Consider the following 11742-nt stretch of genomic DNA (forward strand, 5'->3'; position numbering starts at 1 on the left):
ACCCCGATCATCCAGCACGGCGCTTACTCCGACATGACAACGGCCTCCCCTGACACCGCGCTGTGCCCCCTCTGCGGCTTCAGCAACCAATGCAGCCTGGCCGATCCGCGCACCGTGGACCGGCCCTGCTGGTGCTTTTCGCAAAGCATCGACCCGGCATTGCTGGCAGCGCTGCCGGATAACCTTCGCGACAAGGCCTGTCTGTGCCCGCGCTGCGCCGGGATCGAAGATGCAGCGCCAAATCCCCAGGCACGCCGGGCCACAGAGTAAGATGCGCGCCCCTTCCTCCGCTCGCCGTTATCGCCATGCGCCTTGATCGTTTCCTCAGCAACCTGCCACGCTTCAATCGTCAGCAAGTGCGCCTGGCACTGGCCAGCGGACGGGTGCAGGTAGACGGCCAGGCAACCCGCGACCCGCACCACGAAGTACGCGAATTCAGTTGTGTGGCGCTTGACGAAGAAATCCTCCAGGCAGGCAAAGCCCCCCGCTACTTCATGCTGCACAAACCTGAAGGCTGCGTCAGCGCGACAAGCGATGCGCAGCATCCGACCGTGCTCGATTTGCTGGACGAGCCTGACAAGCACGAACTGCACATCGCCGGACGGCTGGACTTCAACACCACCGGCCTGATGCTGATAACCAACGATGGTCAATGGTCGCGACGCCTGACTCAGCCACAGACCAAAATGCCCAAGGTGTATTACGTCGAGACCGAGCAACCGATCGACGAGCGCTACGCCATCAAGTTTGCCGAAGGCCTGTATTTCGCATTCGAAGGCCTCACCACGCAACCGGCGCAATTGACCTTGTTGGGGCCGCGCAGTGCGCGCTTGAGCATTGTCGAAGGCCGCTATCATCAGGTGAAAAGAATGTTCGGCCACTTCGACAACAAAGTGTTGCGCCTGCATCGGGAAAACATCGGCACGCTGGCGCTGGACCCCGACCTGGGCCCCGGCAGCTATCGCGCGCTGAACGCCGGAGAAATCGGCCTGTTTTGAACGTCATGGCCGCCTGGCAGACGCTCGTCGGATCGGCACAGGCCGTTGATCGACTATCGCATGTCTGTCACGAAACGCGGGCAATGTCATAGGCACGCCTACCTGTCTACGCCAGGAGTGAAACCTATGTCGCCAGAAAAAGCAGTGCTCGACATACAAGGACAGTTTCGGGTTTATACCGAACTCTATCGCACCGATGCCGCCGCCAAGACCATCATTCTGGTCAACGGCTCATTGGCCACCACCGCTTCATTTACCCAGACCGTCCGCAACCTCTACCCGACCTTCAACGTGGTGCTTTACGACCAGCCTTATTCAGGCAAATCCAAACCGCACAACCTGCGTGGCGCGCCACTGACCCGGGAAGAAGAAGGCCAGCTCCTGCTGGAATTGATCGACCACTTCAACGCCGAGCACGTGCTGTCGTTCTCATGGGGCGGCGCAGCCACGCTGGTTGCCCTGGCGCATCGGCCGAAACGCATCGAAAGCGCGGTGATCAGCTCGTTCTCCCCAGTGATCAACGAGAAGATGCATGACTACCTGTGTCACGGCATCACGCACCTGGGCGCGCACAACCGTTATGACATGGGCCACTTGATCAACAACACCGTCGGCAAGCATCTGCCTACGTTGTTCAAGCGCTTCAATTTCCGTCATATCAGCAGCCTGGATGCTCACGAGTATGACCAGATGCATTACCACTTCAGCCAGGTCCTGGAGCTCGACCCGGACAATTACCTGACCGCAGGCAAGAGCATCACCGTCCCCGTGCTGTTCATCAACGGAGCCCTGGACGAATACACCTGCGCAAACGACGCCGCCCACTTCTCCAGATACCTGCGCGACTGCAGCTTCAGCACCATCGACGCTACCGGCCACTTCCTGGACATGGAACACAAGGCCGCCTGCCGCGACTCGAAACAGGTACTGATGAATTTCCTGCAACCGGCACAGACGTCACGCAACGCCCATAACCGCGCTCAGGACTACCCGTCCCTGACCTTCTGAAAACCACACACCAAGCCACCGTCAGTTGCGGAGCATCGTCATCTGGCGGTTGGTTTTCAGGGTGAGTATCAGGAGGTAAAGCGCTGCGGGGTGAAATTAGCGCTTCAAATCAGGGCAGGGTTCTGGTACAAAGTCAGCCGCTCAGAGCAGCTATCAGAGCGGGTATAGTTTAGTGGTAAAACGAAAGCTTCCCAAGCTTTAGTTGAGGGTTCGATTCCCTCTACCCGCTCCATCTTCCAGCCAATGATCCCGGGCATTCCAGGCAATTTCGCCCTAGCGCCTAAGGCCATCAATACCTTCTCGCCGCCCCACCATTAGTTCTCCCGGAATCCCCAAAAAATTGATGCACAGTCGACTCCCTCGACACGGCGTCTTGTCTGACCCGCGTTTCCCCTTCGATCACTCAATAAACCCCTACCAGGAGGTCTGAGTTTTGAAGCTCAACGATCGCCCGGACAGCGTCAGAGTACAACTCAATCGACGAAATCTCCTTCTCCAATGCCTCGCTCAGCTCGACGTGTTTAGAAGCGGAGAGAGAAATCCCCAAGTGGTCTGCAACCCCGGCGAACGGAAGGTTTGCAGCCATCGCGAAGTCAAACCCAATCAGCATGCCCTACCAGGTGAATGAAGCCGGCATCGCCTTGAGTCAGTGCAGCAGACTCCGCGGAGTTGGCGATATTGAATGCGATCTGTCCACGACTTGTGCCTCCGTCCAGCGAGTGGACCCAATGGGCAAGGCCGTCAGCGTCGCTGCCTCTGCCCAGGACATTGTGATACAGCTTTTCGACAAAGACTGCATTGCTGGCGTCGGGCAGGCTTTGGGAAAATTCGGCAGATTGCACAAAACCACCCGCAACCTGGGCAACGGTTTCGCCTGCGGCGCCCTGGGACAGCCAGGACTTCAGGCCTTCGACATCGGGAGCACGACCCAGAATGGTATACAGACGACCAATGCTTGCCTGCGCCGAGTCGAGAACGAACAGTTCGCGATCTGCGAAATCAAGCACATTGAAGCCACTCAGTTCGAATTTCGCCGCAGCTCCCGTGGAACGACTGACTGATAGCGTGTCGGTATCGAGCGCACTGATCGTGTAGGCGGATGCAGCGTCGTTGAAAATAAAGGTGTCTATACCGGCCTTGCCGGCCAGATGCGAAACCGCATTGCTGTCAAGGTTGACTTCCTGCTCACTGATCTGATCATCACCAGCCGTGCCGGTGGCCACGCCCTTGCCCACTACCACATCCAGATTGTTCCAGGCGTTATGAGCCACGATCCTGATGAACCCCGTCTCGCCTTCCGAGAGGTCACGGCTCTCGCGCGAATTCAGGAAGCCATCAGCGACCGTTGCTCGACTCCCACCCGCCTGCAGCAGAGTATTCCAGAACGACACACCGGATTCTTCGCCTGTGCGATGCAATACGGTCTGATAGAGATCAAGGACAAAGTCCCGATCACCAAGCCCGCTGTAGCGCTGCATCCCTTCAATGGAATTCAGAAAACCATCGCGAATCTCTGCATCCGAACTGCCCATCGCCTGCTGCGTCAGCCAGTGATTCAAACCCTGATAATCGGGCGTCCGACCGAACAGTGAGTAGAGCCTGGCAACGTCAGCCTGATCCTCGGTGAGCGCGATGTGATGAAGATCGGTGCTAAAACTCAACAAAACAGTGGCGTCACTCTCGGCGTTGAAGGCGCCATAACGGCTGTGAAAAGCCATGAGCAGTTCGTCAAGATTGGCATTGCGATCGCTGAAAGACAGCCTTTCGACGCTTGAAAGTGTGTCCACATCGGACGTTTGCGCATCATGAACGCTGAGGGTGCCATTCCTGACCAGCGCGGTATCGTAGGTTGCAAAGTAGCGAGCACCTGCCTCGGTATACAAGGCGGTGTCGATGCCGTTGCCACCATTGAGCACGTCCGAGCCCGCCCCACCCATCAGCCGATCATTGCCATCGCCGCCTTGCAACTGGTCATTGCCCGCGTTTGCATTTAGAAAGTTGTCACTGGCGTTGCCTATCAGCGTATCTGCGCCTGCACCAGTTATGGCGTTCTCGATAACCGTACCGCGCGCGATTGCAATATTCGATAGACCGCCGTATAGGCTGGAAAAAGCTTCACTTCTCAGATCGACTGTCTGAGCGCCGACATAGGTGCTGACGTTGATCGTGTCGTTGCCGCCCGAATCATAGATCGTGGCCACCAGGCCGGGCACGAAGTCGGTTCCGGTGTTGATGGAAGTCTTGTTGAAACTGTAGGTATTGTCACCTGTGCGGGTAACGGCGGTGCCGTACATTGACTGGATGGCTACGATGTCCGCCAGCATGGGGGTAGCGACATAGCCGAAAGAGGCGTTGGAATACGTATTCTCGTCCTGACTGAAGTAGGACATCACCGAGTATTTCCAGCTGTCCTCTTGATAGAAGGCATTGTTGGGGAAGGTCGCGCTCCCGTTATAATCGCCCGCATGGCCCAACCCCAGCGCGTGGCCGATTTCATGAATGTAGGTTTGCTGATAATACAAACCGTATTTCACCCAATCGGAAGCGATGTTGACGCTGCTGTCCGAGATGATGCTGCCTGCATAATTGGAGTTGCTGTACGCACCGCTTTTTTGTTCGCTGAAATTGATCGCAGCGGCAGCGGTGGTTTCCACAAAGTTTAGGCCGCTGACATTGGTCCAGGTTTGCAGCGCATATCGAGCAACAACCTGAGCGCTTGCGCTCAAGCTTGCCAGGTTGACGGTGAGCGACCCTCCGGCGTGCACGTCAAAATGGTGCTGAGAACCGCCATAGGCGTCGTGCCAATAGCCATCAGTAAGGTAGTTGGCTTGCTGGTCAAGCGTCAGGTGCTCAAGCATCACTTGGCTGGTGACTGTCTGTTTGGCCGCACCCTGGCCGGTCGCGCCTTCGGCCCAAAGTTGGGTGAGCGCATCACACATTGAACACATGTAGAAACTCCGGGGCAAGGCATACCTGGCCAGGTCAATGACGCAAGAATCGGATACAGATCGGTGATGAGCTCAGGCCGCTGAGCCGGTTTTGAGAACTGGCGTCATGACCTTCACGCGCGTTTGCTCCGCCTTGATCTTGACGATCCTGTTGCTCTTCGGGAAGGTACGCCAGGACGCGGTCGAAGACCGTCAATCTCATTGCTGATGAGGTTGTCGGCATGCTTTCTTGCGACTTAAGGCGGTTTTTCCTTGAGGCCGATGAAATACAGCCGGAAGAGGCTGGAGGAAGCATTCTGGCTAGGCTGCATCGCTGGCTGTGTACAAAAATTGGCTGGGCTGGATGATGCTGTGGCGCCGCTGTTCACGTTGTTGTTCGGCCTGATCTGGGGCCATCGCAATGCCGGGCTGGAATGGGCCGGCATTTTGCTGAGCCTCGTCGGAATCTCCTTGCTCAACATGGGCTCGAACCTGCAGGCCCTTTCACGATGTAGGAAAAATCGCTGTAGAAACTTGTCCCTTTTAGCCAACCATGGGGGACGACAGGCTGGATATTTTGAAAGGTAGCTCTAAAGCCAGAACAGTGCTGGCTTACCATGCTGCGTTGTTCGAAATCTACCTAAGCGATCCGTCATTCCCAGTCAGAATGCTCATCTTGGATACACCAAAGCAGCAAGATATTCCAAATGAACACCTCAACTCTTATGTCCAAGCGCTGAGGACACTTGCAGCGGAAAATAATGGGCAAGTAATATTTACGACATCAAGTCATCGATATGTGGTCGACGGACAAACCGATGAGGAATGGTTACCCAGCTTGATCTCTCACGAATCGAATCCCGCGTCAATGTGCGCGGGATACGGCCCGGGAACGGATCATGCGATCCGGTGAGGTTAAGAAGAAATCGATGCTCCAGATATCCGAATCTCAGGCTTTCCTTCACATGTGAGCAAGTCAAGATTTGAAGGGTATGTTTACTACCGTAGGGACGAGCCCCAGCAAATCAGCCACCTCAGAACACACAACTACACGCTTTTCTCAGCGCTGCCTCGGGGCAATACCTACACACATACACAGATTCGAATAATTCTGTCCAATAAGAGTTCGATTCCCTCTACCCGTTCCATTTCAGTCCTTCACAAAATCTGCTCTGCACTCCTGAAATTAGCCCCCTTGCCGTTCAAAACTCCCCCTCTCCCCGCGTCCACTCTCAGATAGCAAAACCCAGAAACACGTCAATGCAACTCAAAAATCGAAGTCATTGCAGTAGACCGGCACTGGCCTTACCCACCCCCGCCTCTCCCGGCACCTGCGCCTTGGCTTCTTGTGCCGAAACCGGCACCACCAGGTACTGCCGATACTCGCGGAACGCCTGCAAGGCAGAGGCGTCCTGCGGGCGATAGTCGTCGCCGCTATCCTGTTGCCGATTCGCCACACAAGGCCTGCCGATCATGCTCATGCACACGTTGTCTGCAGCCGCTGAAACCGGATCGAACAAGGCGAACGCCGTGCCTGGCTGGTCCACATCGTTATACAGCGGGTGAGCCACGTTCTCGAAGTCGTTTCCCTCGACCAGCAGCTGTGACGATGAGGTACGCGACATGATTGCGCCTTGATAGGTCATGCGCTGGAAAACGTTATTGACCAGTTGGGCACGAACCTGCGCATTGTTCATGCCACCTGAATGGGGTGCTCTGCCAGAGGTATCGTGTACATAGTTTCTCGACAGCGTCAGCGTGTCCTGACTGCCGAGGAACAGCCATACCCAGTAATGATGGCCATCGCAGGTAGACGAGTAAGGCGTTCGGCCGTCGAACTCATTGCTGGAAATGGTGATGTGTGACGCAGTGCCCCAGCCCGTAACAATCATCTGTCTGCCGATCTGCGCAAAGGTGTTGTGATCGATCCACACGCCATCGGCCTTGTTCAAGGTCAGCGCATCGCCGCCCCATAAGACACGTGGATTGATATCCGAAAGCGTCAGGTTGCGAACGATCACGTTATGCGCGCCGTCGCCAATGAACAGCCCAGCGCCCTGAATGCCTGCCTTGTCGCCAAGCCCGATCAATGTCTTGTTGGAGCCGACTTTCAGTGGTTTCAGCCCCGCGTTGTCGTAGGTCACCATGACACGTGGCCTTGATTGGCAGAAGTTGTTGGCGCCATTCAGTGCAAGTTGCTCACCACCCCGCGGGCACGGTTTCACTACGCAGCCTGATTCGGTGGTTGTGGTATTGCCGTTGGCAATCACGCTCGCGCGGAAGTCGAATGTGTGGTCCAGGACAATCACTCGCGGTGTGTCATCGGTGCAGGCACCGTGCGAGTCATGCGACGCACAGAGTGCTGAACGAAGTTCATCCAGCGTGGAGGGATGCACGGCAGCCGCGGAGCCTCCGCCGGTCACATCCTTGGCGAAACCTTCAGGAATGTCTGCTGCCCGCAGGCATTGCGCGCCTGAAAAGAGCAGAACCAGAGTGGCGGCGATCTTCAGATAGCCGCTTTGCAAAAGAGATTGCAGGGGCGTCATCGGTTGAGCTTCCCGTCATGCTCGCGGGATTCGCGAGGACAATCTGGATGCTAAACGGACTGCGGCCTGGCCTGCTCCGCTTCCATGGTGCTGGTCAGCCTCCGTTCAGGCACCCACGCTCACGAAAACCTCTCGCTCCATCCTGACGCTGTCAATCCCGCGCCCACAACACTCATGATCTTCAAGGATGTACGGCCTAAGCACATCCATGGCGGGCCTGTTGTGCAGAAGTGATTAAAGTGCCTGGCGAAATATATCCTGAATTTGCTCAAGATCGGCAGGACGCGGGTTGGTCAGACCACAGGCATCTTTCAGGGCATTAGTGGCCAACAGCGGGAAGTCTTCCTCTTTGACGCCCAGCGTAGCAAGACCTGGCGGGATTTCCACGGCAGCCGACAGTGCACGAATGGCGTCGATGGCCGCTTGAGCGCCTTCTTCCGGAGAGAGCCCGCGGATATTGCTGCCCATGGCGTGCGCAACGTCGGTCAGGCGTGCAGCACTGACGCTGGCGTTGAAGCGCTGCACATGTGGCAGCAGTACGGCGTTGCACACACCGTGGGGCAAATCATAAAAGCCGCCCAGCTGGTGCGCCATGGCATGCACGTAGCCCAATGAGGCGTTATTGAACGCCATGCCGGCGAGGAACTGGGCATAGGCCATGTTCTCGCGGGCGGTGATGTTTGCCCCGTTGTTGAATGCGTCGCGCAAATTGTTGGCGATCAGCGCCATGGCCTGCAAGGCGCAGGCATCGGTGATCGGGTTGGCAGCCGTGGAGACATAGGCTTCGATTGCGTGAGTCAAGGCATCCATACCGGTGGCGGCGGTCAGCGACTTGGGCATGGGGACCATCATGTCGGGGTCATTCACCGACAATAGCGGCGTGACGTTGCGGTCGATGATCGCCATTTTTACGTGCCGGGCTTCATCGGTGATGATGCAGAAGCGGGTCATTTCACTCGCGGTTCCGGCGGTGGTGTTGATGGCGATCAGCGGCAACTGCGGCTTTGCCGAGCGGTCGACGCCCTCATAGTCACTGATGTGCCCGCCGTTGCTGGCACACAGGGCAATGCCTTTAGCGCAGTCGTGCGGCGAGCCACCGCCCAGCGATATGACGAAATCGCACTGGCGCTCCTGCAACAGGGCAAGACCGTTCTCGACGTTGGCGATGGTCGGGTTGGGGCGGGCACCGTCGTACACGACCGAGTCGATGCCCTGCTCCACCAGCAGCCCGGCGACCTGACTGGCTACTCCAGCCTTGGCGAGTCCCGCATCCGTGACGATCAGCGCCTTGCGAAATCCGTAGTTGCGTATGGCGAGCATGGCTTCATCAATGCAGCCAGTGCCGATGATGTTCACAGCGGGGATGAAAAAAGTGCTGATCATGACGGACCCTCGAGCGTAGCGTGGATGCTTGGGTGATGAGCCAAGCATCCATCTTGCGCGAGGTACAACCATTGACCCAGCGCAACGAAGCAGTCAAACACCAGACCGTTGATCGCAGACACTTCGGCCACTGCGCACAGAACAGCTATTTTCAGCCGATAAAGCCGTCGCTTTTGAGGAGCGTTTCCAGGCAATGCTCGCTGATGCCGTAGAACGTCTTGAGCTCCTGAATACGCGCCAGTAACTGAGCCGGATCGACCGGCTCGGCACGCTTGACCGCGAGGATCATCTTGTTCTTGTTGGTGTGCTCCAGCGAAATGAACTCGAACACTTTGGTCTCGTAACCGCATGCCTCCAGCAACAGCGCGCGCAGGCTGTCGGTGACCATCTCTGCCTGCTGGCCCATGTGCAGACCGTATTGCAGCATCGGTTTCAACAAGGCGGGGCTCTGGATCTGCAGACGAATCTGTTTGTGGCAGCACGGCGAGCACATGATGATCGAAGCGCCGGAGCGAATGCCCATATGAATGGCATAGTCTGTCGCGATGTCACAGGCGTGCAGCGCGATCATCACGTCCAGCGCGCTGGGCGCCACTGTACGCACGTCACCCTGAGCAAAGGTCAGCCCCGGATGATCGAGCTTCGCCGCAGCCTCGTTGCACAACGTGACCATGTCTTCGCGCAGCTCGACACCGGTCACCTGCCCTTGCGCCTGCAAGGTGTTGCACAGGTAGTCGTGGATGGCGAAGGTCAGATACCCCTTGCCTGAGCCGAAGTCCGCAACCTTGATCGGCTGATCGAGCTTGAGCGGCGATGAGCTCAGTGCATGGGAAAACACTTCGATGAACTTGTTGATCTGCTTCCATTTGCGCGACATGGCCGGAATCAGCTCATGCTGCCGATTGGTCACGCCAAGGTCGGTCAGGAATGGCCGGGTCAGCTCCAGATAGCGCTTCTTCTCGCGATCATGCCCTGCCGAAGGGGCCTGGCGCTCCTGCTGAGCCTTGCTTTTGAACAGCGTCGTCTTGCCCTTCTTGCTGAACTCCAGCTGCACCTCGTCGCTCAGCGACAACAGGTGTGCGTTCTTGAACGACGCGGGTATCAGGCCGGCAATGACCTCCACGGCTTCGGCAAGCGCGAAGTTTCTGGTGATATCGCGCGTCTTGTAGCGATACACAAAGCTCAGGCAGGGCTGCGCCTTGACGGTCAGCGGCTTAATGATAATGCGCTGCAGATCAGCCTCGCTGCCCACGTATTTGGCCAGGACCAGTTTGATCAGCGAGTTCTGCAACAGGCTGGTCTCCAGCAGACCGAGGAACTGCGCGAGGTGCTCAGGCGCAGCTGTGAGTGGCGCGGGAGTGTTGACTGACATTAAAGGGTGCCTCGAACGTCCCGAGCGGGACTTGAAAAAATCAGGCGCGCATTTTAGCCCGTGACGGGTTGCCGGGCACCCTTATTTTTGCGGGACCACAGAGGCCGTCCGCAATGGCCTACATCGAATATTGAACTGTACATAAACGGTAAAAGTATCGCTGCCAGGTTCCATTATTACACCTTGAACCGTAGGCACCTTTCTTTATATTGGCTCTCGGCTGAGAGAGACCGATCAGCCGATATAAAACAGGAGCATTGGCTCTACCGTACTCATTGCACAAGGACCGTGCATCATGATTAACCCAGTAAACACCCTTATAACCGAGGATATCGCACGCGTTACAACAAAACCCGTCGAATACCTGAGAGCGATACTTGAAGACGGCGATAAAGGAGGCCGGAGGCCTGGCCTGATTGTGACCGATGAAGACGTCATCAGCTTAAAACGCTATGAACGACAAGGTCTGAATCTGCCCACCACACTGGCGCGCACGGAACAGTACCTGGGGTTCGAAAAAAGCGGCATTCCCGGACTTGAGCCGAAAGATGTCATGGACACTTACATCACCATCAATCGGCATGCCCGAAGCTGGTCGCCAATAGAAAATGCTGTGAAGACCACTGGCTTCGATATCGGGATATTTGCCGCTCATTTTGTTAACCAGGGCGGTCTGATTATTACCCACATCGAAAGAATGGACGTCATCGAACAATTGACGCTGACGATTGCCGACTTGAAGCTCGAGGACATCAGCGGCCTGAAGCGCGTGCCGCTGAGTTCAACAGAAAAGCAAGTGTGTGGCGCACTGTCCGGTTTGCTGACGCGAATGGCCGAACGAATAGACATGCATCGCCACTCAGCGGAGCTTCTGACTGAGGAAATAAACACCTTCAGCAATACCCTGAACGCGGAGATCATGCCGAGCATTCAACACAAGGTAACGCTTTCGAACAACTCGGAGCTGGACCAGGAGATCCAAGACCTGGAAAGCGATATCGACCGGTTAACACGCGATATCGAACAAAAGATGAAGGAGTATACGACGGCCAAGAACAATATTGCCTGGGGGATCATTGGAGGCCCCATCGGTGTCGCCATTACCGGGGGCATATTCGGCAGCCTGGCAGAAAGGATACGCAAGGACAAGGATCGGTTGGTCCATATCAAAACTGCCAAAGTCCAGCAACTCAAGGAAAAGCGCCCTCTTGCGGCGGCCATCCTCAGCCTGCAGTTAATTTTCGAAGACATGAACCTGCGCATGCAGGATGCCCAACAGGGCGCCACTAACCTGAAAGACGTCTGGGCCTTGTTGTCGTCTTACATCAAGAGTTCCGCACGGGAACTGGCGACCATAGAGGACGATCAGGCACTGTTCATTTTCGCGTTACATTTCCAGGGAGTGGTCTCGCCGTGGCTGGAAATAAGAAATATTTCGACCGAATTACTGAACACCTTTGAACGTGCACTAGACCAGTTCAATTCCGGCAAATACATCACCCAATAAG

The 11742-nt window shown here is 56.4% G+C and carries 8 protein-coding genes, 1 tRNA gene and 1 pseudogene; 6 read left to right on the forward strand and 4 right to left on the reverse strand.

All coding sequences use genetic code 11. The features are described from left to right. Positions 1-33: 33 nt before the first annotated feature. The 4 genes from GE543_RS17470 to GE543_RS17485 all read left to right on the forward strand — a co-directional run bounded on the left by GE543_RS17470 (position 34) and on the right by GE543_RS17485 (position 2238). On the forward strand, positions 34-270 hold the full coding sequence (locus tag GE543_RS17470; protein ID WP_153221988.1) for a cysteine-rich CWC family protein: 237 nt from the start codon (positions 34-36) through the stop codon (positions 268-270). A 35-nt stretch (positions 271-305) separates the two neighbouring features. Next, on the forward strand, positions 306-998 hold the full coding sequence (locus GE543_RS17475; RefSeq protein ID WP_153221989.1) for a pseudouridine synthase: 693 nt from the start codon (positions 306-308) through the stop codon (positions 996-998). A gap of 126 nt (positions 999-1124) precedes the next feature. Continuing rightward, positions 1125-2006: an alpha/beta fold hydrolase gene (locus GE543_RS17480; protein ID WP_153221990.1), complete on the forward strand. Its 882-nt coding sequence runs from the start codon at positions 1125-1127 to the stop codon at positions 2004-2006. 158 nt (positions 2007-2164) lie between these two features. Continuing rightward, positions 2165-2238 (forward strand) — tRNA-Gly (locus GE543_RS17485). A 361-nt stretch (positions 2239-2599) separates the two neighbouring features. Here the strand turns inward: GE543_RS17485 and GE543_RS17490 are convergent. Further along, positions 2600-4945 carry a DUF4214 domain-containing protein gene (locus tag GE543_RS17490; RefSeq protein WP_178118627.1) on the reverse strand — a complete coding sequence of 782 codons (2346 nt, stop codon included), beginning with the start codon at positions 4943-4945 and terminating at the stop codon, positions 2600-2602. A gap of 357 nt (positions 4946-5302) precedes the next feature. On the opposite strand from GE543_RS17490, the pseudogene GE543_RS17495 reads away from it, so the two are divergent. Then, positions 5303-5434 (forward strand): annotated as a pseudogene (locus GE543_RS17495) (drug/metabolite exporter YedA); the annotation flags it as partial. Between the two features lie 779 nt (positions 5435-6213). Here GE543_RS17495 and GE543_RS17500 read toward each other — a convergent pair. The 3 genes from GE543_RS17500 to GE543_RS17510 form a co-directional block, all read right to left on the reverse strand. Beyond that, positions 6214-7479, reverse strand: coding sequence for a right-handed parallel beta-helix repeat-containing protein (locus GE543_RS17500; protein WP_153221991.1), 1266 nt, complete (start codon positions 7477-7479; stop codon positions 6214-6216). Between the two features lie 234 nt (positions 7480-7713). Then, a complete protein-coding gene (gene yiaY / locus GE543_RS17505; RefSeq protein ID WP_153221992.1) occupies positions 7714-8862 on the reverse strand; it encodes an L-threonine dehydrogenase in 1149 nt (382 codons plus the stop codon). A 151-nt stretch (positions 8863-9013) separates the two neighbouring features. After that, a complete protein-coding gene (locus GE543_RS17510; RefSeq protein ID WP_153221993.1) occupies positions 9014-10234 on the reverse strand; it encodes an SAM-dependent methyltransferase in 1221 nt (406 codons plus the stop codon). 295 nt (positions 10235-10529) lie between these two features. On the opposite strand from GE543_RS17510, the gene GE543_RS17515 reads away from it, so the two are divergent. Beyond that, on the forward strand, positions 10530-11741 hold the full coding sequence (locus GE543_RS17515) for an alpha-xenorhabdolysin family binary toxin subunit A (RefSeq protein WP_153221994.1): 1212 nt from the start codon (positions 10530-10532) through the stop codon (positions 11739-11741). The last annotated feature ends 1 nt before the right edge of the window (position 11742 follow it).

Origin of the sequence: Pseudomonas sp. SZ57 (genome assembly GCF_009495975.1) — a bacterium.
GTDB lineage: Bacteria > Pseudomonadota > Gammaproteobacteria > Pseudomonadales > Pseudomonadaceae > Aquipseudomonas > Aquipseudomonas syringae.